Genomic DNA, 23,731 nt, shown 5'->3' with positions numbered 1-23,731 from the left:
CGTACCCCTTACTTAGCAGCTTTTTTACGAGGCGCTGGTGCTTGTGGTTTCAGTTCTTCTTGGCGACCACCAATTACTTCGCCTTTGAAGATCCAAACCTTTACACCGATCACACCGTAAGTGGTGTGAGCTTCGTAGTTGGCATAGTCGATGTCGGCACGCAGGGTGTGCAGTGGCACACGACCTTCGCGATACCATTCAGTACGTGCGATTTCAGCACCGCCGAGACGACCGCTCACTTGGATTTTGATGCCTTTGGCACCAATGCGCATGGCGTTCTGTACGGCGCGCTTCATAGCGCGACGGAACATTACGCGACGCTCCAGCTGCTGAGCTACGCTCTGCGCAACCAGCATACCGTCGAGCTCCGGCTTGCGGATCTCTTCGATATTGATGTGCACAGGCACACCCATTTGCTTGGTCAGGTCCTGACGCAGTTTCTCAACATCTTCACCTTTCTTCCCGATAACGATACCTGGACGAGCGGTATGGATGGTGATACGTGCAGTTTGCGCCGGACGATGGATATCGATACGGCTTACGGACGCGCTTTTTAGTTTGTCTTGGAGATACTCACGCACCTTCAGATCAGCGAACAAATAGTCCGCATAAGTCCGACCGTCTGCGTACCAGACGGAGGTGTGCTCCTTGACGATTCCCAGGCGAATGCCAATGGGATGTACTTTCTGACCCATCTCTTCGACTCCGTTACTTGTCAGCAACCTTGACAGTGATATGGCAAGACCGCTTGACGATGCGATCAGCACGGCCTTTGGCACGCGGCATGATGCGCTTCAGCGAACGCCCTTCGTTGACGAAAACGGTGCTGACCTTCAGGTCATCAACGTCTGCGCCTTCGTTATGCTCGGCGTTGGCTACGGCCGACTCCAGCACTTTCTTCATGATCTCGGCGGCTTTCTTACTGCTGAAAGCCAACAGGTTGAGCGCTTCGCCCACCTTCTTCCCGCGGATCTGGTCGGCGACCAAGCGGGCTTTCTGGGCGGAGATTCGAGCGCCCGACAACTTAGCGGCTACTTCCATTTCCTTACCCCTTAACGCTTGGCTTTCTTGTCTGCCACGTGCCCACGATAAGTGCGGGTACCGGCAAACTCGCCTAGTTTGTGGCCGACCATGTCTTCGTTAACGAGAACTGGGACGTGCAGACGACCGTTGTGTACAGCGATGGTCAGACCGACCATTTGTGGCAGGATCATCGAACGACGCGACCAGGTCTTAACTGGTTTGCGATCATTCTTTTCCGCCGCCACTTCGATCTTCTTCAGTAGGTGAAGATCAATAAAAGGACCTTTTTTCAGAGAACGTGGCACTGTCGTATCCCTCTATTTACTTGCGACGACGGACGATCATTTTGTCGGTACGCTTATTACCACGAGTCTTCGCGCCCTTAGTCGGGAAGCCCCATGGCGATACCGGATGACGACCACCAGAGGTACGACCTTCACCACCACCGTGTGGGTGGTCAACCGGGTTCATGGCAACACCACGAACGGTTGGGCGAACGCCACGCCAGCGTTTGGCACCAGCTTTACCCAGCGAACGCAGGCTGTGCTCGGAGTTCGAGACTTCACCCAGGGTCGCGCGGCATTCAGCCAGCACTTTACGCATCTCACCAGAACGCAGACGCAGGGTCACGTAGACACCTTCACGAGCGATCAGCTGAGCCGAAGCACCAGCGGAACGAGCGATTTGCGCGCCTTTACCTGGCTTCAATTCGATGCCGTGTACGGTGCTACCAACTGGAATGTTACGCAGTTGAAGAGCGTTGCCCGGCTTGATCGGCGCCAAGGCACCTGCGATCAGCTGGTCGCCAGCACTCACGCCTTTAGGCGCGATGATGTAGCGACGCTCGCCATCTGCGTACAGCAGCAGAGCGATGTGAGCAGTACGGTTTGGATCGTATTCGATACGCTCGACAGTGGCAGCGATGCCATCTTTGTCGTTGCGACGGAAATCGACCAGACGATAATGCTGCTTATGGCCACCACCAATATGACGAGTGGTAATACGACCATTGTTGTTACGACCACCAGTCTTCGATTTCTTCTCGAGCAGCGGTGCGTGAGGAGCGCCTTTATGCAGCTCCTGGTTGACCACCTTGACCACAAAACGGCGGCCAGGGGAAGTCGGTTTGCATTTAACGATTGCCATGATGCACCCCTTCCTTACTCAGCACTGCTGCTGAAATCGAGATCTTGGCCTGGCTGAAGGGAGATAACTGCCTTCTTCCAGTCATTACGCTTGCCCAGACCGCGAGCAGTGCGCTTGCTCTTACCCAGAACATTCAGGGTAGTAACACGCTCAACTTTCACGCTGAACAGGCTTTCGACGGCCTTCTTGATTTCCAGCTTGGTTGCGTCAGTTGCAACCTTGAAAACGAACTGGCCTTTCTTGTCAGCCAGAACCGTAGCCTTTTCGGAAACGTGCGGGCCAAGCAGAACTTTAAATACGCGTTCCTGGTTCATCCCAGCAGCTCCTCGAATTTCTTCACGGCCGACACGGTGATCAACACCTTGTCGTATGCGATCAGACTAACTGGATCGGAACCCTGCACGTCACGTACATCAACGTGTGGCAGGTTACGAGCAGCCAGGTACAGGTTCTGATCAACAGCTTCAGACACGATCAAAACGTCGGTCAGGCTCATGTTGTTCAGTTTGCCCAGCAGATCTTTGGTTTTTGGACTTTCAACAGCGAAGTCCTGAACCACGACCAGGCGATCAGTACGCACGAGTTCAGCAAGGATGGAGCGCAGTGCTGCGCGATACATCTTCTTGTTGAGCTTCTGAGAGTGATCCTGCGGACGAGCTGCAAAAGTGGTACCGCCGCCGCGCCAGATTGGGCTACGGATAGTACCGGCACGAGCACGGCCAGTACCTTTCTGACGCCACGGGCGCTTACCGCCACCACGAACGTCGGAACGGGTCTTTTGCTGCTTGCTACCTTGACGGCCGCCGGCCATGTAGGCCACGACTGCTTGGTGAACCAGCGTCTCGTTGAATTCGCCGCCAAATGTCAGTTCGGAAACTTCGATCGCTTGAGCGTCATTTACATTTAATTGCATGTCAGCTTCCCCTTAACCGCGAGCCTTGGCCGCTGGACGTACAACCAGGTTGCCGCCAGTAGCGCCAGGAACAGCACCCTTGACCAACAACAGATTGCGTTCAGCGTCGACGCGCACTACTTCGAGGGACTGCACGGTCACGCGCTCAGCGCCCATATGACCGGACATTTTTTTGCCCTTGAATACACGACCAGGAGTCTGGCACTGGCCAATAGAGCCCGGGACGCGGTGGGAGACGGAGTTACCGTGAGTGTTGTCTTGACCACGGAAATTCCAACGCTTGATCGTACCCTGGAAGCCTTTACCCTTGGACTGACCGGTTACATCAACCAGTTGACCAGCGGCGAAGATTTCAGCGTTGATCAGATCGCCAGCCTGGTAGTCGCCTTCTTCAAGACGGAACTCCATAACAGTACGACCAGCTGCAACGTTTGCTTTAGCGAAGTGGCCTGCTTGAGCAGCAGTCACACGCGAAGCACGACGCTCGCCGACAGTGACTTGCACTGCACGATAGCCATCGGTTTCTTCAGTTTTGAACTGGGTGACGCGATTCGGCTCGATCTCAATGACCGTAACCGGAATGGAGACACCTTCTTCGGTGAAAATACGGGTCATACCGCATTTACGACCGACTACACCAATAGTCATGTTGTAAACCTCATGAGTGTACGGGGCTTTCACCCGCTATGGCCGCCCATTTCAGAGCGTTACACGACTAAGACCCAAGTCTTAGCCGAGGCTGATCTGTACTTCCACACCGGCCGCCAGATCAAGCTTCATAAGTGCATCAACGGTTTTATCCGTTGGCTGGACGATGTCCAGTACGCGCTTATGAGTACGGATCTCGTACTGGTCACGCGCGTCTTTGTTGACGTGCGGGGAGACCAGAACGGTGAACCGCTCTTTACGGGTAGGCAGTGGAATTGGACCACGCACTTGAGCACCAGTACGTTTCGCGGTTTCCACGATTTCCTGGGTGGATTGGTCGATCAGGCGATGGTCAAAAGCCTTCAACCTGATACGGATTTGCTGATTTTGCATTGGATTTCAGACTCCGGCTGCTATTCCCAGCGAGCGCAATACGCCCGTTAAAAGGAGGCGCAATTCTATAGACGCCCTAGATAGGTGTCAACCCAATAAAAAAGCCCCCGCTGAGCGGGGGCTTTTCAAAGCATCGAAGCTATCTCAAAAGAGACGCTTACTCGATGATTTTAGCTACAACACCAGCACCAACGGTACGGCCGCCTTCACGGATAGCGAAGCGCAGACCGTCTTCCATTGCGATGGTCTTGATCAGGGTAACTTCCATTTGGATGTTATCGCCTGGCATTACCATTTCAACGCCTTCTGGCAGCTGGCAGTTACCAGTCACGTCAGTAGTACGGAAGTAGAACTGTGGACGGTAGCCTTTGAAGAACGGAGTGTGACGACCGCCTTCTTCCTTGCTCAGAACGTAAACTTCTGCGGTGAACTTGGTGTGCGGCTTAACCGAACCCGGCTTAACCAGAACCTGGCCACGCTCAACGTCGTCACGCTTGGTACCACGCAGCAGAACGCCGCAGTTCTCGCCAGCACGACCTTCGTCGAGCAGCTTGCGGAACATTTCAACACCAGTGCAGACGGTGTTGGTGGTGTCACGCAGACCAACGATTTCCAGTGCATCTTGAACGCGAACGATACCGCGCTCGATACGACCAGTAACAACAGTACCACGACCGGAGATCGAGAATACGTCTTCGATTGGCATCAGGAACGGCTTGTCGGTCAGACGAACTGGTTCTGGGATGTAGCTGTCCAGAGTTTCAACCAGTTTACGAACGGCAGTGGTGCCCATTTCGTTATCGTCTTTGCCTTCCAGCGCCATACGAGCAGAACCGATGATGATCGGAGTGTCGTCACCTGGGAAGTCGTAAGTGCTCAGCAGATCGCGCACTTCCATCTCAACCAGTTCCAGCAGCTCAGCGTCGTCTACCAGGTCAGCCTTGTTCAGGAAAACCACGATGTACGGAACGCCTACCTGACGGGACAGCAGGATGTGCTCACGGGTTTGTGGCATCGGACCATCAGCGGCCGAGCAAACCAGGATCGCGCCGTCCATCTGAGCAGCACCGGTGATCATGTTCTTCACATAGTCAGCGTGACCTGGGCAGTCAACGTGAGCGTAGTGACGGATCTTCGAGTTGTACTCGACGTGCGCGGTGTTGATGGTGATACCACGAGCTTTTTCTTCTGGAGCGCTGTCGATTTTATCGAAATCAACGACTGCAGAACCGAAAACCTCGGAGCAGACGCGAGTCAGAGCTGCGGTCAGAGTGGTTTTACCGTGGTCAACGTGACCGATAGTGCCAACGTTGACGTGCGGTAGGGAACGATCAAATTTTTCTTTAGCCACGACAATTAACTCCTTGCCTAAAGGACTGAATCAGCCTTGTTTTTTGGATACAGTTTCAGCGATGTGCGCCGGAGCTGTGTTGTATTTTTTGAATTCCATAGAGTAGCTTGCGCGACCCTGGGACATGGAGCGAACGTCGGTCGCATAACCGAACATCTCACCCAACGGAACCTCGGCGCGAATCACTTTGCCGGAAACCGTGTCTTCCATACCCAAGATCATGCCGCGACGACGGTTAAGGTCGCCCATGACATCACCCATATAGTCTTCAGGTGTAACAACTTCTACCGCCATGATTGGCTCAAGCAACTCACCACCGCCCTTCTGGGCCAGTTGCTTGGTTGCCATGGAAGCAGCCACCTTAAACGCCATCTCGTTGGAGTCGACGTCGTGGTAAGAACCGTCAAAAACGGTTGCTTTCAGGCCGATCAGCGGATAGCCGGCAACAACACCGTTCTTCATCTGCTCTTCGATACCCTTCTGGATAGCAGGGATGTATTCCTTAGGAACAACACCACCTACTACTTCGTTCACGAATTGCAGACCTTCCTGACCTTCGTCAGCAGGGGCAAAACGGATCCAGCAGTGACCGAACTGACCACGACCGCCGGACTGACGAACGAACTTGCCTTCGATTTCACAGTTCTTCGTGATGCGCTCACGATAGGAAACCTGAGGCTTACCGATGTTGGCTTCGACGTTGAACTCACGGCGCATCCGGTCAACCAGGATGTCCAGGTGCAACTCGCCCATGCCAGAGATGATCGTTTGACCAGTCTCTTCATCAGTTTTGACGCGGAAAGATGGATCTTCCTGAGCAAGCTTGCCCAGAGCGATACCCATTTTTTCCTGGTCATCCTTGGTCTTAGGCTCTACGGCAACCGAAATAACCGGCTCCGGGAAGTCCATGCGAACCAGGATGATGGGCTTGGCAGCGTCGCACAAAGTCTCACCAGTAGTGACGTCCTTCATGCCGATCAAGGCCGCGATGTCACCAGCGCGCACTTCCTTGATCTCTTCACGGGCGTTTGCGTGCATTTGCACCATACGACCCACACGCTCTTTCTTGCCTTTGACCGAGTTGATCACGCCGTCGCCGGAGGCCAACACGCCCGAGTAAACGCGGACGAAGGTCAGAGTACCCACGAATGGGTCGGTAGCGATCTTGAACGCCAGAGCCGAAAACGGCTCGCTGTCGTCGGCATGACGCTCCATCTCTTCTTCCTCGTTATCAGGGTTGGTACCCTTGATAGCAGGAATGTCGGTTGGAGCAGGCAAGTAGTCGATCACGGCGTCGAGAACCAGGGGAACACCCTTGTTCTTGAAGGAAGAACCGCAAACAGCCAAGACGATCTCACCAGCGATAGTACGCTGACGCAGAGCGGCCTTGATTTCCGCGTTGGTGAGTTCTTCACCTTCGAGGTACTTGTTCATCAGCTCTTCGCTGGCTTCGGCGGCAGCCTCAACCATGTTGTTGCGCCACTCGTCAGCCAGTTCCTGCAACTCTGCAGGGATAGGCTTGCGAACAGGAACCATACCTTTGTCAGCGTCATTCCAGTAGACCGCTTCCATGTTGACCAGATCGATCTGACCCTGGAAGTTGTCTTCGGAACCGATAGCCAATTGGATTGGCACCGGAGTATGACCCAGACGCTGCTTGATCTGACCGATCACGCGCAGGAAGTTGGCACCAGCACGGTCCATCTTGTTTACGTAAACAAGACGTGGAACGCCGTACTTGTTGGCTTGACGCCATACGGTTTCCGACTGAGGCTCGACGCCCGAGGTACCGCAGAACACAACGACAGCGCCGTCGAGTACGCGCAGGGAACGCTCAACTTCAATAGTGAAGTCTACGTGGCCTGGGGTATCGATAACGTTGAAGCGGTGCTCATCTTTGTACTGCTTCTCGGAACCTTTCCAGAAGGCGGTAATAGCAGCAGAAGTAATGGTAATACCACGCTCCTGCTCCTGAACCATCCAGTCTGTGGTCGCGGCGCCGTCATGCACCTCGCCCATTTTGTGACTTTTGCCGGTGTAAAACAGTACGCGCTCAGTGGTGGTGGTTTTACCAGCATCCACGTGAGCAACGATACCGATGTTACGGTAGCGGCTAATCGGAGTAGTACGAGCCATAAAGCCCTCGCAAAATTAGTGAAGCTAAGATTAGAAGCGGTAGTGCGAGAAAGCTTTGTTAGCTTCAGCCATACGGTGCACGTCTTCACGCTTCTTAACAGCAGCACCTTTACCTTCAGCAGCGTCCAACAGTTCGCCGGCCAAACGCAGAGCCATAGACTTCTCGCCGCGCTTACGGGCGAAGTCTACCAACCAGCGCATTGCCAGAGCGTTACGACGGGACGGACGAACTTCGACCGGAACCTGGTAAGTAGCACCGCCTACACGGCGCGACTTCACTTCGACCAGCGGAGCGATGGCGTCGAGAGCTTTCTCGAAGATTTCCAGGGGGTCGCTGTTCTTGCGCTCTTTAACCTTTTCCAGCGCGCCATAAACGATACGCTCGGCAACGGCTTTCTTGCCGCTTTCCATCACGTGGTTCATGAACTTGGCCAGAATTTGGCTTCCGTATTTTGGATCGTCAAGCACTTCGCGCTTGGCTGCTACGCGTCTTCTTGGCATGGATAAGCCCTCAAACGGTCTTCAGGTTCGCTCGGAATCGGTGCCCTTTCGGGACGCCTCCGACCTTACTCTTATCGACTCAGAAAATAAGATGATTCAGTTTTACAAAAAGCCGCTACTACTTAGGCTTCTTGGTACCGTACTTCGAACGACCCTGGTTACGACCTTTAACGCCGGAAGTATCCAAGGAGCCGCGTACGGTGTGATAACGAACACCTGGCAAGTCTTTTACACGACCGCCGCGGATCAGTACCACGCTGTGCTCTTGCAGGTTGTGGCCTTCACCACCGATGTACGAGGAAACCTCGAAACCGTTGGTCAGGCGCACACGGCATACTTTACGCAGTGCCGAGTTAGGTTTTTTCGGCGTGGTGGTATACACACGAGTGCATACGCCACGACGTTGCGGGCAGTTCTGCAGCGCAGGCACGTCGGATTTCTCGACGATACGCTTACGCGGCTGACGTACCAGCTGGTTGATAGTTGCCATCTACTAGCTCCACTGTTGTCTTGCGACGCTATTGTCTTGCAAGAAAAGCAAAATGGCAGGAACGAATTCCCGCCAAATTTAGGGGTACAAGAGTCTAAAGAGGATCTTGCCCCCAGTCAAGGCAAGGCCCCGACCTCCCCTCTCGTCGAACCCGGGCAAAATTGCCTTGATCCGACGAATGGGGCTGCCAGGGCCCAGACTTATCTATCGCAGAACTCAGTTACCGCTTGAGTTCAGCGCTTCGGTCAGTGCAGCTTCCACTTCACTGGCGCTTACGCGCAACGGCTTGTCAGCATCACGGCGACGCTTACGCTCGCTGTGGTAAGCCAAACCGGTACCAGCCGGGATCAGACGACCCACGACCACGTTCTCTTTCAGGCCGCGCAGGTAATCGCGCTTGCCGGTTACCGCTGCTTCGGTCAGTACGCGAGTGGTCTCCTGGAAGGAGGCCGCCGAGATGAACGACTCAGTGGACAACGACGCCTTGGTAATACCCAGCAATACGCGAGTGAACTTGGAAACGAATTTCTCGTCGCCAGCCAGACGCTCGTTTTCCACCAGCACGTGAGTCAGTTCCATCTGGTCGCCCTTGATGAAACTGGAATCGCCGGATTCAGCGATCTCAACTTTACGCAGCATCTGACGCAGGATGGTCTCGATGTGCTTATCGTTGATCTTCACGCCTTGCAGGCGGTAAACGTCCTGGATCTCGTTAACGATGTACTTGGCCAGCGCACTCACACCCAGCAGACGCAGGATGTCGTGTGGATCGCTCGGGCCGTCGGAGATAACTTCGCCGCGGTTTACCTGTTCGCCTTCGAACACGTTCAGGTGACGCCACTTTGGAATCAGCTCTTCGTACGGATCGGTACCGTCGTTCGGGGTAATGACCAGACGGCGCTTGCCCTTGGTTTCTTTACCGAACGCGATGGTGCCGCTGACTTCTGCCAGAATCGACGCTTCTTTCGGACGACGTGCTTCGAACAAGTCAGCAACACGCGGCAAACCACCGGTGATGTCACGGGTCTTCGAAGTTTCTTGCGGGATACGCGCGATAACATCACCGATCGCGATCTTCGCACCGTCCGCTACACCGACCAGGGCGTTGGCTGGCAGGAAGTACTGAGCGATTACGTCAGTGCCTGGCAGCAACAGATCCTTGCCGTTGTCATCGACCATCTTCACGGCAGGACGGATGTCTTTACCGGCAGCTGGACGATCTTTCGCGTCGAGTACTTCAATGTTGGTCATACCGGTCAATTCGTCAGTCTGACGCTTGATCGTGATGCCTTCTTCCATGCCCACGTAGGTCACGGTACCTTTCATTTCGGTAACGATTGGGTGAGTGTGCGGATCCCACTTGGCCACGATTGCGCCAGCGTCGACCTTGTCACCCTCTTTAACCGAAATCACAGCACCGTACGGCAGCTTGTAGCGCTCACGCTCACGACCGTAGTCATCAGCGATTGCCAGCTCACCGGAACGGGACACAGCCACCAGGTGACCATCCACTCGCTCAACGTGCTTCAGGTTGTGCAGGCGAACAGTACCGCCATTCTTCACCTGAACGCTGTCGGCTGCGGAGGTCCGGCTTGCCGCACCACCAATGTGGAACGTACGCATGGTCAGCTGGGTACCCGGCTCACCGATGGACTGGGCAGCAATAACGCCGACCGCTTCACCGATGTTCACCTGGTGACCACGAGCCAAGTCACGGCCGTAGCACTTGGCGCAAATGCCGTAGCGGGTTTCGCAGCTGATAGGCGAGCGAACGATCACTTCGTCGATGCTGTTGAGCTCGATGAACTCGACCCACTTCTCGTCAACCAGTGTGCCGGCAGGAACGATAATTTCCTCGGTACCTGGCTTGAATACGTCACGGGCAATAACACGACCCAATACGCGCTCACCCAGTGGCTCTACAACGTCACCGCCTTCAATGTGCGGAGTCATCAGCAAGCCGTGCTCGGTGCCGCAATCGATCTCGGTTACAACCAGATCTTGCGCAACGTCTACCAGACGACGAGTCAGGTAACCGGAGTTAGCGGTTTTCAACGCGGTATCCGCCAGACCTTTACGAGCACCGTGAGTGGAGATGAAGTACTGGAGTACGCTCAACCCTTCACGGAAGTTCGCAGTAATCGGCGTTTCAATGATGGAACCGTCCGGCTTGGCCATCAGGCCACGCATACCGGCGAGCTGACGAATCTGCGCAGCAGAACCCCGTGCGCCCGAGTCGGCCATCATGTACATCGAGTTGAAAGACTCCTGGTCGACTTCGACGCCATGACGGTCGATGACTTTCTCTTTCGAGAGGTTGGCCATCATCGCCTTGGATACTTCATCGTTGGCCTTGGACCAAAGGTCGATCACTTTGTTGTACTTCTCGCCCTGTGTTACCAGGCCCGAGGCGTACTGGCTTTCGATCTCTTTCACTTCATCAGTAGCAGCACTAATGATGCGGGCTTTTTCATCAGGGATAACGAAGTCGTTAACGCCAATGGAAACGCCGGAAATAGTCGAATAGGCAAAACCGGTGTACATCAACTGGTCAGCGAAGATCACGGTCTCTTTCAGACCAACCACGCGATAGCATTGGTTGATCAGCTTGGAGATCGCCTTTTTCTTCATCGGCAGGTTGACGACGTCGTACGACAGGCCTTTTGGCACAACCTGGTACAACAGCGCACGGCCAACGGTGGTGTCTACAATACGAGTGCCGCTCACGCTGCCGCCGTCACGGTCGTTGACCGTTTCGTTGATGCGCACCTTGACCTTGGCGTGCAGTGCGGCTTCGCCGGCACGGAACACACGGTCAACTTCCTGCAGATCAGCGAACACACGACCTTCGCCTTTGGCGTTGATCGCCTCACGGGTCATGTAGTACAGACCCAATACAACGTCCTGCGACGGAACGATGATTGGCTCACCGTTGGCTGGCGACAGAATGTTGTTGGTCGACATCATCAACGCACGCGCTTCCAACTGGGCTTCCAGTGTCAGCGGTACGTGCACGGCCATTTGGTCGCCGTCGAAGTCGGCGTTGTACGCAGCACAGACCAGAGGGTGCAGCTGGATAGCCTTACCTTCGATCAGTACCGGTTCAAACGCCTGGATACCCAGACGGTGAAGGGTCGGTGCACGGTTGAGGAGAACCGGGTGTTCGCGAATCACTTCAGCGAGAACGTCCCAAACCTCTGGCAGCTCGCGCTCGACCATTTTCTTGGCCGCTTTGATGGTGGTCGCGAGACCGCGCATTTCCAGCTTGCCGAAGATGAATGGCTTGAACAGCTCAAGTGCCATCTTCTTAGGCAGACCGCACTGGTGCAGACGCAGGGTCGGGCCTACGGTAATTACCGAACGACCAGAGTAGTCAACACGCTTACCGAGCAAGTTCTGACGGAAACGACCTTGCTTACCCTTGATCATGTCAGCCAAGGATTTCAGAGGACGCTTGTTGGAACCGGTAATAGCGCGGCCACGACGACCGTTGTCGAGCAGGGCATCGACAGCTTCCTGCAACATACGCTTTTCGTTGCGCACGATGATGTCCGGTGCGGACAGATCGAGCAGGCGCTTCAAGCGGTTGTTACGGTTGATCACACGGCGGTACAGGTCGTTGAGGTCGGAGGTCGCGAAACGACCACCATCCAACGGTACCAGCGGACGCAGATCTGGCGGCAGAACCGGCAGAACGGTCAGCACCATCCACTCTGGCAGGTTGCCGGAACCCTGGAAGGCTTCCATCAACTTCAGACGCTTGGACAGCTTCTTGATCTTGGTTTCGGAGTTGGTTTGCGGAATTTCTTCGCGCAGACGGCCAATCTCGTGCTCCAGGTCGATAGCGTGCAGCAGTTCGCGGACAGCTTCGGCACCCATGCGGGCATCGAAATCATCACCGAACTCTTCCAACGCCTCGAAGTACTGCTCGTCGTTCAGCAGCTGACCTTTTTCAAGGGTGGTCATGCCTGGGTCGATAACGACATAGCTCTCGAAGTAGAGAACGCGTTCGATATCACGCAGGGTCATGTCCATCAGCAAGCCGATACGGGACGGCAACGATTTCAGGAACCAGATGTGGGCAACCGGCGAAGCCAGCTCGATGTGCGCCATGCGCTCACGACGAACCTTGGCGAGTGCAACTTCAACGCCACACTTCTCGCAGATAACACCACGGTGCTTCAAGCGCTTGTACTTACCGCACAGGCACTCGTAATCCTTTACCGGGCCAAAGATCTTGGCGCAGAACAGGCCGTCACGCTCAGGTTTGAACGTACGGTAGTTGATGGTTTCCGGCTTTTTAACTTCACCGAACGACCACGAACGGATCATCTCAGGCGATGCCAATCCAATGCGGATGGCGTCGAACTCTTCGACTTGACCCTGGTTTTTCAGCAAATTCAGTAGGTCTTTCAAGGCCTTTCCTCCTGGCGGAGCAGAGAGCGGGCCAAACAGCCCCGCTCTCGATTCGCGTCACGTGTTATTCGGTTTCCAGATCGATATCGATGCCGAGGGAACGAATTTCTTTGATCAACACGTTGAAGGACTCGGGCATGCCCGGCTCCATACGGTGATCGCCATCCACGATGTTTTTGTACATCTTGGTACGACCGTTCACATCGTCCGACTTCACTGTGAGCATTTCTTGCAGAGTGTATGCAGCACCGTATGCTTCCAGTGCCCAAACCTCCATCTCCCCGAAACGCTGACCACCGAACTGAGCCTTACCACCCAGCGGCTGCTGGGTAACCAGGCTGTACGAACCGGTAGAACGAGCGTGCATCTTGTCGTCTACCAAGTGGTTCAGCTTCAGCATGTACATGTAGCCAACAGTAACCGGGCGCTCGAACTTGTTACCGGTACGGCCATCGAACAGCTGCATCTGGCCGCTTTCTGGCAGGTCTGCCAGTTTCAGCATGGCCTTGATTTCGCTTTCCTTGGCACCGTCGAACACCGGGGTAGCCATTGGAACGCCGCCGCGCAGGTTCTTCGCCAGATCCAGGATTTCCTGGTCGGAGAAGGTATCCAGCTCTTCCTTACGACCGCCGATCTCGTTGTAGATCTCGTGCAGGAACTTGCGCAGGTCAGCAACCTTGCGCTGCTCTTCGATCATACGATTGATCTTCTCGCCCAGACCTTTAGCCGCGAGGCCCAGGTGGGTTTCAAGGATCTGACCAACGTTCATACGCGAAGGTACGCCCAACGGGTTGAGGACGACGTCGACCGGGGTGCCATTGGCATCGTGCGGCATGTCTTCAACCGGCATGATCACGGAGACCACACCTTTGTTACCGTGACGACCGGCCATCTTGTCGCCCGGTTGGATGCGACGACGGATTGCCAGGTAAACCTTGACGATTTTCAGCACGCCTGGAGCCAGGTCATCGCCCTGCTGCAGTTTGCGCTTCTTGTCTTCGAACTTGTCGTCCAGCAGACGGCGGCGATCAACGATGTAGGCCTGGGCCTTCTCAAGTTGCTCGTTCAGAGCATCTTCAGCCATGCGCAGTTTGAACCACTGACCATGTTCAAGACCATCGAGGACTTCGTCGGTGATGTCCTGACCTTTCTTCAGACCTGCGCCGCCTTCAGCCTTGTGGCCTACCAGAGCGGAGCGCAGACGTTCGAAGGTCGCGCCTTCAACGATACGGAACTCTTCGTTCAGGTCCTTGCGGATCTCGTCGAGCTGGGTCTTCTCGATGGACAGTGCACGAGCATCACGCTCGACGCCGTCACGGGTGAAGACCTGTACGTCGATGACAGTACCCTTGGTACCGGTAGGTACACGCAGGGAAGTATCTTTAACGTCGCTGGCTTTTTCACCGAAGATGGCACGCAACAGCTTCTCTTCTGGAGTGAGTTGGGTCTCGCCTTTCGGAGTGACCTTACCAACCAGAATGTCGCCTGCACCAACTTCAGCACCTACATAAACGATACCGGCTTCGTCCAGCTTGTTCAGTGCAGCCTCACCCACGTTCGGGATGTCTGCAGTGATTTCCTCTGGCCCAAGCTTGGTGTCACGTGCCACACAGGTCAGTTCCTGAATGTGGATCGTGGTGAAGCGATCTTCTTGAACCACACGCTCGGACAGGCAGATGGAGTCTTCGAAGTTGAAGCCGTTCCATGCCATGAACGCGATGCGCATGTTCTGACCCAAAGCCAGTTCACCCATATCGGTGGACGGACCGTCAGCCATGATGTCGCTGCGCTGAACGCGATCACCCTTACGCACCAGCGGACGCTGGTTGATGCAAGTGTTCTGGTTCGAGCGGGTGTATTTGGTCAGGTTGTAGATGTCGACACCGGCTTCACCCGTTTCAACTTCATCATCAGCAACACGAACCACGATACGGCTGGCATCAACGGAGTCGATCACGCCGCCACGACGAGCCACGACGCAAACGCCGGAGTCACGGGCTACGTTGCGCTCCATGCCGGTACCTACCAGCGGCTTGTCAGCACGCAGGGTCGGTACAGCTTGACGCTGCATGTTGGAACCCATCAACGCACGGTTGGCGTCATCGTGTTCCAGGAACGGGATCAGCGACGCAGCAACCGAAACTACCTGCTTCGGCGACACGTCCATCAAGGTAACGTCTTCCGGCGCCTTGACGGTGAACTCGTTCAGGTGACGAACAGCTACCAGCTCGTCGATCAGGACTTTCTTGTCGTTCATCGTGGCCGAAGCCTGAGCGATCACGTGATCAGCTTCTTCGATGGCGGACAGGAACACGATCTCATCGGTGACCAGAGCGTCTTTCACCACACGGTACGGGCTCTCGAGGAAGCCGTACTGGTTGGTGCGCGCATAGGCGGCCAGGGAGTTGATCAGACCGATGTTCGGGCCTTCCGGCGTTTCGATCGGGCAAACACGACCGTAGTGCGTCGGGTGTACGTCACGCACTTCAAAGCCTGCACGCTCACGGGTCAGACCGCCCGGGCCCAGTGCGGAAACACGGCGCTTGTGGGTGATCTCTGAGAGCGGGTTGTTCTGGTCCATGAACTGCGAGAGCTGGCTGGAACCGAAGAACTCTTTCACCGCTGCAGCCACTGGCTTGGCGTTGATCAGGTCCTGTGGCATCAGGCCTTCGCTTTCAGCCATCGACAGACGCTCTTTGACCGCACGCTCAACACGCACCAGGCCAACGCGGAACTGGTTCTCGGCCATTTCGCCTACGCAGCGAACACGACGGTTACCCAGGTGGTCGATGTCATCGACGATGCCTTTGCCGTTACGGATGTCGACCAGAGTCTTCAGGACCGCAACGATGTCTTCCTTGCACAGCACGCCCGAACCTTCGATCTCGGTGCGACCGATACGACGGTTGAACTTCATCCGACCGACCGCGGACAGGTCGTAGCGCTCAGGGCTGAAGAACAGGTTGTTGAACAGGGTTTCTGCAGCGTCTTTGGTTGGTGGCTCGCCAGGACGCATCATGCGATAGATTTCTACCAGCGCTTCCAATTGGTTGCTGGTGGAGTCGATCTTCAGGGTGTCGGAGACGAATGGACCACAGTCGATATCGTTGGTGTACAGGGTCTCGATACGAACAACTTGAGCCTTAGCGATTTTCGCCAGGATCTCGGTGTTCAGCTCGGTGTTGCACTCAGCCAGGATTTCGCCTGTAGCCGGGTGAACAATGACCTTGGCGGTCGTGCGACCCAGGACGTAGTCCAAAGGCACGTCCAGCGACTTGATACCTGCTTTTTCGATCTGGTTGATGTGGCGCGCAGTAATACGACGACCCGCCTCAACAATGACCTTGCCCTTTTCATCCTGGATGTCCAAGACGGCAATTTCACCACGCAGGCGAGATGCAATCAGTTCCAGGCTGAGGGTTTCATCCTTCAGGCTGAATACGTTGGTGGTGTAGAACGCATCCAGGACTTGCTCAGTGGTGTAGCCGAGCGCGCGCAGCAATACCGAGGCCGGCAGCTTACGACGACGGTCGATACGCACGAACACGCAGTCTTTCGGATCGAACTCGAAGTCCAACCACGAACCGCGGTACGGAATGATCCGCGCGGAGTACAGGAGCTTGCCGGAGCTGTGCGTCTTACCGCGGTCGTGGTCGAAGAACACGCCCGGGGAACGGTGCAGCTGGGAAACGATAACACGCTCGGTACCGTTGATAACGAAGGTACCGTTCTCAGTCATCAATGGGATTTCGCCCATGTAGACTTCTTGCTCTTTGATGTCCTTGATCGCTTTGTTCGACGACTCTTTGTCGAAAATGATCAGACGGACTTTTACCCGCAAAGGTACGGCGTACGTAACACCGCGCAACACGCATTCTTTGACATCAAATGCCGGTTCGCCCAGGCGATAACCGACGTACTCCAGCGCAGCATTGCCGGAGTAGCTGATGATCGGGAAAACGGATTTGAAGGCCGCATGCAGGCCCACGTCGCGGAACTGATCTTTGGTCGCTCCCGCCTGCAAGAATTCACGATACGAATCCAGCTGGATAGCCAGAAGGTACGGGACATCCATGACGTCCGGCAACTTGCTAAAGTCCTTGCGGATACGTTTTTTCTCAGTATATGAGTAAGCCATCAGCGTTCCCCAGCTTGGTCACCTGCTTGTTTGGCCCTCCCGACGGGAGCAGCCAGAAAATCTTGCAAACCCCATGGTTTGCACCACCGCATCGGGTGGCTACAGCGCGTTAATGGCGGCGACCGAGTCGACAGCCAAGAACGGAAAAAGGCCGGTGGCAAGAGCCACCAGCCATCAGCCTTCAGCTTAACGCTTGGGCTGGAGACGCAAGGTCGATGCTTACTTCAGCTCGACTTTAGCGCCTGCTTCTTCCAGAGTTGCTTTGGCTTTGTCGCCTGCATCTTTGGTCACTGCTTCCAGAACCATAGCAGGAGCGCCGTCAACTACAGCCTTGGCTTCTTTCAGGCCCAGACCGGTCAGTTCACGTACTGCCTTGATCACGTTAACTTTCTTCTCGCCAGCTTCCAGCAGCATGACGTTGAATTCGGTTTGCTCTTCAACAACGGCAGCAGCAGCAGCTGGGCCAGCGGAAGCAGCGGCAGCGGAAACGCCGAATTTTTCTTCGAAAGCTTTGATCAGCTCAACAACCTGCAGAACCGACATTTCAGCTACGGCGTTGAGGATATCGTCTTGGGAGATAGACATTGCTGTATTTCCTGAATTGGGGGACGGCCTACGCGGCCATCGAAATAAACAAAAATACGCGAGAGAAGTTGCTCAGCCTTAGGCTGCGGCAGCTTCTTTTTGCTCGCGAACTGCAGCCAGAGTACGAGCCAGCTTGCTGGTAGCGCCTTGAATCACGCTCATCAGCTGCGAAATGGCTTCGTTACGGGTCGGCAGTGTTGCCAGTACGTCGATTTGGTTAGCTGCGAGGAACTTGCCCTCGAACGCAGCTGCCTTGATCTCGAACTTATCCTGACTCTTAGCGAACTCTTTGAACAAACGGGCAGCAGCGCCTGGATGATCCTTGGAGAAAGCAATCAGAGTCGGGCCGGTGAACACGTCGTTGAGGACACTGTATTCAGTGTCAGCAACAGCGCGCTTGAGCAGGGTGTTACGTACAACACGTACGTACACGCCAGCTTCACGAGCCTCTTTACGGAGTCCGGTCATAGCGCCTACTGTCACACCACGGGCATCAGCCACGACAGCGGACAGAGCAGCTTTGGCAGCCTCGTTGACTTCAGCGACGATGGCCTTCTTGTCTTCGAGATTAATTGCCACGGGTTTAACTCCTGCTTGTTACCGTTTCATCTGGCCGAGGCCGGATGTCGTTTTGGTGTCTGATTCGGTAAGGAACCGGGAGCACCATCTGCGTAGGCTTGTGGTTTAAGACTTGCGCCGCCTACGGTCTTGGATAGCCCCCGCCAGGCAGGGACCCCAATTTTTCCAATTGGCGCAATTGCTTGCGCCAATCTGTGTCTTATACGTCCAGCGAGCCTTGGTCGATGACCAGACCTGGGCCCATAGTGGTGCTCAGGGTAACGCGCTTGACGTAGATACCTTTCGAGGAAGCTGGCTTGATACGCTTCAGATCAGCGATCAGGGCTTCAACGTTTTCCTTCAGCTTGACGGCGTCAAAGCCGACTTTGCCAACGGAGGTGTGAATGATGCCATTTTTGTCGGTGCGATAACGAACCTGACCAGCCTTGGCGTTTTTAACCGCGGTAGCTACGTCGGGTGTTACGGTGCCGACTTTAGGGTTAGGCATCAGGCCTCGCGGGCCCAGGATCTGACCCAATTGACCTACAACACGCATTGCATCCGGGGAAGCAATAACTACGTCGTAGTTCAGGTCGCCGCCTTTCATTTCGGCAGCCAGGTCGTCCATACCAACGCGGTCGGCGCCAGCGGCCAGAGCAGCTTCAGCTGCCGGGCCTTGAGTGAAGACAGCTACACGAACAGTCTTACCAGTACCGTGTGGCAGCACAGTAGCGCTACGAACGACCTGGTCAGATTTACGTGGGTCAACACCCAGGTTTACAGCAACGTCAACGGACTCGCTGAACTTGACAGTCGACAGCTCGGTCAGCAGAGCAGCAGCGTCTACAAAGCTGTAGGACTTGCCCGCTTCGATTTTGCCGGCGATAGCCTTTTGGCGCTTGGTCAGCTTAGCCATTACACACCCTCCACGTTAAGGCCCATGCTACGAGCAGAACCGGCGATGGTACGCACGGCTGCATCCATATCAGCTGCAGTCAGATCCGCGTTTTTGGTTTTCGCGATCTCTTCCAGCTGAGCACGAGTTACGGTGCCAACCTTAACGGTGTTAGGACGAGCGGAACCGCTAGTCAGACCAGCAGCTTTCTTCAGCAGAACCGAAGCCGGGGTCGACTTGGTTTCGAAAGTGAAGCTACGGTCGCTGTATACAGTGATGATCACTGGAGTCGGCAGACCTGGCTCAAGACCCTGAGTACGGGCGTTGAAGGCCTTGCAGAACTCCATAATGTTCACGCCGTGCTGACCCAGAGCTGGACCAACAGGTGGGCTTGGGTTGGCCTGAGCGGCCTTCACTTGCAGCTTGATGTAAGCGGTAATCTTCTTGGCCATGAGGCACTCCAATTACGGGTTCAAGCGCCTCGAAAGGCTCCCCGGTTACTTGCGCGTTTATCCCAGTGACGACAAAACCCCACAGCCTAAGGCTGCGGGGTTGGGATGCTTACTCAGCTAGACCTTCTCGACCTGGCTGAATTCCAACTCTACCGGAGTAGAGCGACCGAAAATGAGCACCGCGACCTGGATCCGGCTCTTCTCGTAGTTAACCTCTTCGACGGTACCGTTGAAATCAGCAAACGGACCATCAGTGACACGAACAACCTCACCCGGCTCGAACAACGTCTTCGGCTTAGGCTTGTCGCTACCGTCGGCGACACGACGCAGAATTGCTTCTGCCTCTTTGTCAGTGATCGGAGCAGGCTTATCAGCAGTACCACCGATGAAACCCATAACACGAGGAGTATCCTTGACCAAGTGCCAAGTACCTTCGTTCATGTCCATCTGCACCAGCACATAGCCAGGGAAGAACTTGCGTTCACTCTTGCGCTTCTGACCATTCCGCATTTCAACCACTTCTTCAGTGGGAACCAGAATTTCGCCGAAGCCATCTTCCATGCCTGCCAGCTTTACGCGCTCCAGCAAAGAGCGCATAACATGCTTCTCGTAACCCGAGTAAGCATGCACAACGTACCAACGCTTAGCCACGGGACACCCTTAGCCAACAATCAAGGAAACAAGCCAGCCGAGCAGGGAATCGAGCCCCCACAACAGCAACGCCATAACCAGAACAACAGCCACGACAATCAATGTGGTCTGCGTGGTTTCTTGGCGAGTCGGCCAAACGACTTTACGAATTTCGGTGCGAGCTTCCTTCACCAGGACCGCGAAAGACTTGCCTTTGGCAGTCTGCAGACCTACAAAGGTAGCTACAGCAGCAAGGGCCAGCAAAACGAGAACGCGGTACAGGATCGGCGAAGCAGAGTAGTACTGATTGCCAACAACGCCTACGACCACCAAAGCGACTACAGCGAGCCACTTGACCAGATCGAAACGAGAGCTTTGAGCTTCAGCCTTAGGAGTCATCTATGAAGATCCTGTGAAAAGAAAGCCAGATACACCACGTGAATCTGGCAGGTCAGGAGGGAATCGAACCCCCAACCTACGGTTTTGGAGACCGTCGCTCTGCCAATTGAGCTACTGACCTAAAACAAAATCAGGCCGACCATTATGCAGACCTGAAAAAGACTTTACAACAGCCAACCCCCAGAGACTTGAAATCACTCAACCACAAGCGATCTGAAACACCATCAAGCCGAGTCAACCGTTAAAACAAAGGCAGATATTTTCATATCTGCCTTGTTATATGGAGCTCTTGAGCGGATTTGAACCGCTGACCTCACCCTTACCAAGGGTGTGCTCTACCAACTGAGCTACAAGAGCGAAACACTATGCACAACCTGCAAACTTGGAGCGGGTAGCGGGAATCGAACCCGCATCATCAGCTTGGAAGGCTGAGGTTCTACCACTAAACTATACCCGCGGAGCTTGCAGCTCACGCTAAAATGGTGGAGGGGGAAGGATTCGAACCTTCGAAGTCGTAGACGTCAGATTTACAGTCTGATCCCTTTGGCCGCTCGGGAACCCCTCCTAAGCGAGCCGGCATTCTACATCATGCCAGCCTTCTGTCAAGCATTTTCTCATTAAAAATATGAGGTTAGCTGCATTGACCTTAGCTTCGCACCGTACACTTTAAAGGTCTTCACTGCGAAGCGGGCGCCATTCTATGCAAACTATTCGAGAGTTGCAATGCCTTCGCACAGCATTATTTTATGTTTTAACTCATTGAATTCCTTAGCAAGGTTTTCAAAGGGCAGATCATCAGCCAGACGTCGGCTTTCTGGGGCAACCCGGAGCCAGTAACCCTGCGCATCAGGAGTGCTCAGCAACTGAACCTTAACCTTTATATCCAGGCTAGTGAGACGCTGCTCAACGAATTGCGCCTGTCGCTGGTCGGCAAAGCCACCAATGTACAAGCAAGTACTTTGCGCATCAGATGCCTTAGCTCGATCCCTGCGGACCACAGCATCGGAGGACTCACTCAGCAGACGAATATCCTGCTGAGTATTCCGATAGAGACTCAAAGGGGTAACATCTTTAGCGCGCAACGGCGCTTCTTGCTGATGCCATATGTAGTAGAAGGCGTTGAGGATCAATAAAAGCAAAAACAGCCAACGCATAAACACCTCAAGATAAAGGGCACGCCATCGCCAGACCTACGAAAATCAAATCAGGCACGAGTCGAGCCTGAGGCACGGCATCCCTCACCAAATCAGCATCGCCACCTGTCAGGAATACAGTAAAGTTATCACCCCAATAACTTCGGGCCAGCTCAAGCTGCGTCAGTACAAACCCTCTGAGCATCAACGTACAGCCACGCTCTACAGCCTCTACGGTCGTACGCCCTGGTGACAGGCACCCCAAGGCTCTTTCGGCAGCAGCATCGTCGTAACGTATCTTACGTGTATGTGTACGCAACTGATTACGCATGAGAGGCATACCAGGACAGATGAAACCACCTAAATGCTCACCGTCTCCAGCAATAAAATCTGCAGTCGCAGCCGTACCAAAATCGAGCACCAGGCATGCCCCCGACGCCAACTTGAAACCGCCCAGCATTGCCAACCAGCGATCAAGGCCGAGACGCTCGAAATCTTCGTAGCCGTTGCGCACCCCAGCCATTTCTCGCGCAGAAACAGCGCAGGAAACAGCAACACCAAAAGCCGCCACCAGCGCCTCAACCAGATTGTTTGTTTCGTCCAGAGCACGAACACTCACCAACCGGCAACGCGTCAATGAGACACCAGACAGCACTGACAGACTTTCAATCAATGCAACATCCGAACTAGCGACACCCTCTGCAGATGCGATCGCCCGATCCGAATCAAGTACACGCCACTTGATAAAGCTATTCCCACAGTCGAGTTCAAGAATCATCACGCAACCTCAGGCTTAACTCACCACCACTGTATATTTTCTCAACACCACCGACACTTAAACGCAATGCACCCTGACCGTCGATACCCAGCACCACCCCATCAACACGGCTGGCCCCAGCGATGAGTGATACCGCCTTTCCCTGCCAGGCGTGACCTTTCTCCCACTCATCCTGAAGCGACGCAAAACCTAGTGCCCTGTGCCGCCCCAAGTAGCTTTGCAACTGCAAGCACAGGCACGCCACCAAAGAGTTGCGATCAACAGGAGACCCCGTCTCCAACTGCACTGATGTCCATTGCTGATCAACCTCATCAGCCTTCTGCATATTCACGTTAATACCGATGCCGAGGACAACGTGGCAGATATCCGCGGGATTCCCTACGAGTTCCAGCAAAATCCCGGCAATCTTCTTCTGCCCCACCAAGACGTCGTTTGGCCACTTCAAGGCCGCCCCCTGGACTCCAGACTCACGCAGCGCCTGCATGACCGCCAAGCCAACCACAAGGCTCAGACCTTCCAGCTGTCGCGGACCATCCTCAATACGCAATAAGAGGCTGTAATACACATTCTGAGCGAATGGACTGACCCACTTTCGACCACGCCGCCCCCTTCCAGCCGTTTGCTGCTCCGCAAGCACCATGTACGGCGTCGTACACTCAACCTCAACAAGGCGCAGAGCCTCGGCATTTGTCGAGTCAATGGAGTCGTAGATATGGATAGGCCATGCCAGGGAAGACGCACGTAGTGCAATCTGCTCGGAACTCAAGAAAACCAGTGGCGAAGCTAATTGATACCCCCTCCCACGAACCTTATGGACAGGCAGATTCAATTCAGCCTCAAGATGCTGGAGTTGCTTCCAGACAGCACTGCGGCTAACACCCAGGGCAGCGCCAAGTGCCTCTCCGGAATGGAATCGACCATCTTTTAGAAGTTTTAACAACGTCAGCATGCAAGTATCGCCTCACAATGAGGCACGCATGATAGCCATGCGCAGGGTCATTGCATAGAAAGGCGGGACTTTAGCACTGAAGGGCACCCCGAGGCGCCTCTTCGCACTTTTCGACCGCGCAAAACAAAACCCCATCTGCTTTCGCAAATGGGGTTTCGGAATTTAATCTTGACGATGACCTACTCTCACATGGGGAA

The 23,731-nt window shown here is 54.8% G+C and carries 23 protein-coding genes and 4 tRNA genes; all 27 read right to left on the bottom strand.

The window, feature by feature from the left end:
- Positions 1-8: 8 nt before the first annotated feature.
- The gene (rpsC, locus tag HDC32_RS27550; protein ID WP_003176422.1) at positions 9-695 is read right to left on the bottom strand and encodes a 30S ribosomal protein S3; all 687 of its coding nucleotides are present in this window, start codon (positions 693-695) and stop codon (positions 9-11) included.
- 13 nt (positions 696-708) lie between these two features.
- Positions 709-1,041 (bottom strand): 50S ribosomal protein L22, encoded by a 333-nt coding sequence (gene rplV, locus HDC32_RS27545; RefSeq protein WP_003103908.1) that lies wholly within the window; start codon positions 1,039-1,041, stop codon positions 709-711.
- Between the two features lie 11 nt (positions 1,042-1,052).
- Complete coding sequence (gene rpsS / locus HDC32_RS27540) at positions 1,053-1,328, bottom strand: 30S ribosomal protein S19 (protein ID WP_003232420.1); 276 nt, start codon at positions 1,326-1,328, stop codon at positions 1,053-1,055.
- 16 nt (positions 1,329-1,344) lie between these two features.
- Complete coding sequence (gene rplB, locus HDC32_RS27535) at positions 1,345-2,169, bottom strand: 50S ribosomal protein L2 (protein WP_003210080.1); 825 nt, start codon at positions 2,167-2,169, stop codon at positions 1,345-1,347.
- Between the two features lie 14 nt (positions 2,170-2,183).
- On the bottom strand, positions 2,184-2,483 hold the full coding sequence (gene rplW, locus HDC32_RS27530) for a 50S ribosomal protein L23 (protein WP_002555488.1): 300 nt from the start codon (positions 2,481-2,483) through the stop codon (positions 2,184-2,186).
- Positions 2,480-3,082 carry a 50S ribosomal protein L4 gene (gene rplD, locus HDC32_RS27525; RefSeq protein WP_003176424.1) on the bottom strand — a complete coding sequence of 201 codons (603 nt, stop codon included), beginning with the start codon at positions 3,080-3,082 and terminating at the stop codon, positions 2,480-2,482. The genes rplW and rplD overlap by 4 nt, the downstream gene beginning before the upstream one ends.
- A gap of 12 nt (positions 3,083-3,094) precedes the next feature.
- Positions 3,095-3,730 (bottom strand): 50S ribosomal protein L3, encoded by a 636-nt coding sequence (rplC, locus tag HDC32_RS27520; RefSeq protein WP_007253310.1) that lies wholly within the window; start codon positions 3,728-3,730, stop codon positions 3,095-3,097.
- 81 nt (positions 3,731-3,811) lie between these two features.
- Entirely contained in the window at positions 3,812-4,123 is a 312-nt protein-coding gene (gene rpsJ / locus HDC32_RS27515) for a 30S ribosomal protein S10 (RefSeq protein ID WP_003186070.1), read from the bottom strand.
- Positions 4,124-4,280: 157 nt separating this feature from the next.
- Entirely contained in the window at positions 4,281-5,474 is a 1,194-nt protein-coding gene (gene tuf / locus HDC32_RS27510) for an elongation factor Tu (RefSeq protein ID WP_027605166.1), read from the bottom strand.
- Positions 5,475-5,504: 30 nt separating this feature from the next.
- Positions 5,505-7,610 (bottom strand): elongation factor G, encoded by a 2,106-nt coding sequence (fusA, locus tag HDC32_RS27505; protein WP_145336809.1) that lies wholly within the window; start codon positions 7,608-7,610, stop codon positions 5,505-5,507.
- A gap of 30 nt (positions 7,611-7,640) precedes the next feature.
- Complete coding sequence (gene rpsG / locus HDC32_RS27500; RefSeq protein ID WP_002555493.1) at positions 7,641-8,111, bottom strand: 30S ribosomal protein S7; 471 nt, start codon at positions 8,109-8,111, stop codon at positions 7,641-7,643.
- A 118-nt stretch (positions 8,112-8,229) separates the two neighbouring features.
- Positions 8,230-8,601, bottom strand: a complete 372-nt coding sequence (gene rpsL / locus HDC32_RS27495; protein ID WP_002555494.1) for a 30S ribosomal protein S12 — start codon at positions 8,599-8,601, stop codon at positions 8,230-8,232.
- A gap of 216 nt (positions 8,602-8,817) precedes the next feature.
- Positions 8,818-13,017 carry a DNA-directed RNA polymerase subunit beta' gene (gene rpoC, locus HDC32_RS27490; RefSeq protein WP_053138307.1) on the bottom strand — a complete coding sequence of 1,400 codons (4,200 nt, stop codon included), beginning with the start codon at positions 13,015-13,017 and terminating at the stop codon, positions 8,818-8,820.
- A 64-nt stretch (positions 13,018-13,081) separates the two neighbouring features.
- Entirely contained in the window at positions 13,082-17,155 is a 4,074-nt protein-coding gene (gene rpoB / locus HDC32_RS27485) for a DNA-directed RNA polymerase subunit beta (protein ID WP_024077680.1), read from the bottom strand.
- Between the two features lie 219 nt (positions 17,156-17,374).
- Positions 17,375-17,740, bottom strand: coding sequence for a 50S ribosomal protein L7/L12 (gene rplL / locus HDC32_RS27480; RefSeq protein WP_053138313.1), 366 nt, complete (start codon positions 17,738-17,740; stop codon positions 17,375-17,377).
- 78 nt (positions 17,741-17,818) lie between these two features.
- Positions 17,819-18,319, bottom strand: a complete 501-nt coding sequence (gene rplJ, locus HDC32_RS27475; protein ID WP_003176433.1) for a 50S ribosomal protein L10 — start codon at positions 18,317-18,319, stop codon at positions 17,819-17,821.
- 199 nt (positions 18,320-18,518) lie between these two features.
- On the bottom strand, positions 18,519-19,214 hold the full coding sequence (gene rplA, locus HDC32_RS27470; protein ID WP_028618134.1) for a 50S ribosomal protein L1: 696 nt from the start codon (positions 19,212-19,214) through the stop codon (positions 18,519-18,521).
- Complete coding sequence (gene rplK, locus HDC32_RS27465) at positions 19,214-19,645, bottom strand: 50S ribosomal protein L11 (protein WP_003176435.1); 432 nt, start codon at positions 19,643-19,645, stop codon at positions 19,214-19,216. The genes rplA and rplK overlap by 1 nt, the downstream gene beginning before the upstream one ends.
- A 117-nt stretch (positions 19,646-19,762) precedes the next feature.
- Positions 19,763-20,296: a transcription termination/antitermination protein NusG gene (nusG, locus tag HDC32_RS27460; protein WP_003176436.1), complete on the bottom strand. Its 534-nt coding sequence runs from the start codon at positions 20,294-20,296 to the stop codon at positions 19,763-19,765.
- A gap of 9 nt (positions 20,297-20,305) precedes the next feature.
- Complete coding sequence (gene secE / locus HDC32_RS27455) at positions 20,306-20,674, bottom strand: preprotein translocase subunit SecE (protein ID WP_131700342.1); 369 nt, start codon at positions 20,672-20,674, stop codon at positions 20,306-20,308.
- 45 nt (positions 20,675-20,719) lie between these two features.
- A tRNA-Trp gene (locus HDC32_RS27450) sits at positions 20,720-20,795 on the bottom strand.
- Positions 20,796-20,955: 160 nt separating this feature from the next.
- Positions 20,956-21,031: transfer RNA gene (locus HDC32_RS27445), tRNA-Thr, on the bottom strand.
- Between the two features lie 26 nt (positions 21,032-21,057).
- Positions 21,058-21,131 (bottom strand) — tRNA-Gly (locus HDC32_RS27440).
- Positions 21,132-21,154: 23 nt separating this feature from the next.
- Positions 21,155-21,239, bottom strand: a tRNA-Tyr gene (locus HDC32_RS27435).
- 142 nt (positions 21,240-21,381) lie between these two features.
- Positions 21,382-21,828 carry a hypothetical protein gene (locus tag HDC32_RS27430; protein WP_131700343.1) on the bottom strand — a complete coding sequence of 149 codons (447 nt, stop codon included), beginning with the start codon at positions 21,826-21,828 and terminating at the stop codon, positions 21,382-21,384.
- 7 nt (positions 21,829-21,835) lie between these two features.
- Positions 21,836-22,585, bottom strand: a complete 750-nt coding sequence (locus HDC32_RS27425; RefSeq protein ID WP_131700344.1) for a pantothenate kinase — start codon at positions 22,583-22,585, stop codon at positions 21,836-21,838.
- The gene (gene birA, locus HDC32_RS27420) at positions 22,575-23,534 is read right to left on the bottom strand and encodes a bifunctional biotin--[acetyl-CoA-carboxylase] ligase/biotin operon repressor BirA (protein ID WP_184746257.1); all 960 of its coding nucleotides are present in this window, start codon (positions 23,532-23,534) and stop codon (positions 22,575-22,577) included. Before birA ends, HDC32_RS27425 begins: the two co-directional genes overlap by 11 nt.
- Positions 23,535-23,731 lie beyond the last annotated feature (197 nt).

The sequence above is a fragment of the Pseudomonas sp. JAI120 genome (assembly GCF_014207255.1).
Lineage (GTDB): Bacteria > Pseudomonadota > Gammaproteobacteria > Pseudomonadales > Pseudomonadaceae > Aquipseudomonas.
Note: the sequence above shows the minus strand (reverse complement) of the source record. Positions and strands in the feature narration are given on the sequence as shown.

What these genes read in the sequence shown, in the direction of transcription:
- rpsC (WP_003176422.1), bottom strand. Translation starts at nt 695, where the DNA reads ATGGGTCAGAAAGTACATCCCATTGGCATTCGCCTGGGAATCGTCAAG.
- rplV (WP_003103908.1), bottom strand. Translation starts at nt 1,041, where the DNA reads ATGGAAGTAGCCGCTAAGTTGTCGGGCGCTCGAATCTCCGCCCAGAAA.
- rplB (WP_003210080.1), bottom strand. Translation starts at nt 2,169, where the DNA reads ATGGCAATCGTTAAATGCAAACCGACTTCCCCTGGCCGCCGTTTTGTG.
- rplW (WP_002555488.1), bottom strand. Translation starts at nt 2,483, where the DNA reads ATGAACCAGGAACGCGTATTTAAAGTTCTGCTTGGCCCGCACGTTTCC.
- rplD (WP_003176424.1), bottom strand. Translation starts at nt 3,082, where the DNA reads ATGCAATTAAATGTAAATGACGCTCAAGCGATCGAAGTTTCCGAACTG.
- rplC (WP_007253310.1), bottom strand. Translation starts at nt 3,730, where the DNA reads ATGACTATTGGTGTAGTCGGTCGTAAATGCGGTATGACCCGTATTTTC.
- rpsJ (WP_003186070.1), bottom strand. Translation starts at nt 4,123, where the DNA reads ATGCAAAATCAGCAAATCCGTATCAGGTTGAAGGCTTTTGACCATCGC.
- fusA (WP_145336809.1), bottom strand. Translation starts at nt 7,610, where the DNA reads ATGGCTCGTACTACTCCGATTAGCCGCTACCGTAACATCGGTATCGTT.
- rpsG (WP_002555493.1), bottom strand. Translation starts at nt 8,111, where the DNA reads ATGCCAAGAAGACGCGTAGCAGCCAAGCGCGAAGTGCTTGACGATCCA.
- rpsL (WP_002555494.1), bottom strand. Translation starts at nt 8,601, where the DNA reads ATGGCAACTATCAACCAGCTGGTACGTCAGCCGCGTAAGCGTATCGTC.
- rpoB (WP_024077680.1), bottom strand. Translation starts at nt 17,155, where the DNA reads ATGGCTTACTCATATACTGAGAAAAAACGTATCCGCAAGGACTTTAGC.
- rplL (WP_053138313.1), bottom strand. Translation starts at nt 17,740, where the DNA reads ATGTCTATCTCCCAAGACGATATCCTCAACGCCGTAGCTGAAATGTCG.
- rplA (WP_028618134.1), bottom strand. Translation starts at nt 19,214, where the DNA reads ATGGCTAAGCTGACCAAGCGCCAAAAGGCTATCGCCGGCAAAATCGAA.
- rplK (WP_003176435.1), bottom strand. Translation starts at nt 19,645, where the DNA reads ATGGCCAAGAAGATTACCGCTTACATCAAGCTGCAAGTGAAGGCCGCT.
- secE (WP_131700342.1), bottom strand. Translation starts at nt 20,674, where the DNA reads ATGACTCCTAAGGCTGAAGCTCAAAGCTCTCGTTTCGATCTGGTCAAG.
- HDC32_RS27430 (WP_131700343.1), bottom strand. Translation starts at nt 21,828, where the DNA reads ATGCGTTGGCTGTTTTTGCTTTTATTGATCCTCAACGCCTTCTACTAC.
- HDC32_RS27425 (WP_131700344.1), bottom strand. Translation starts at nt 22,585, where the DNA reads ATGATTCTTGAACTCGACTGTGGGAATAGCTTTATCAAGTGGCGTGTA.
- birA (WP_184746257.1), bottom strand. Translation starts at nt 23,534, where the DNA reads ATGCTGACGTTGTTAAAACTTCTAAAAGATGGTCGATTCCATTCCGGA.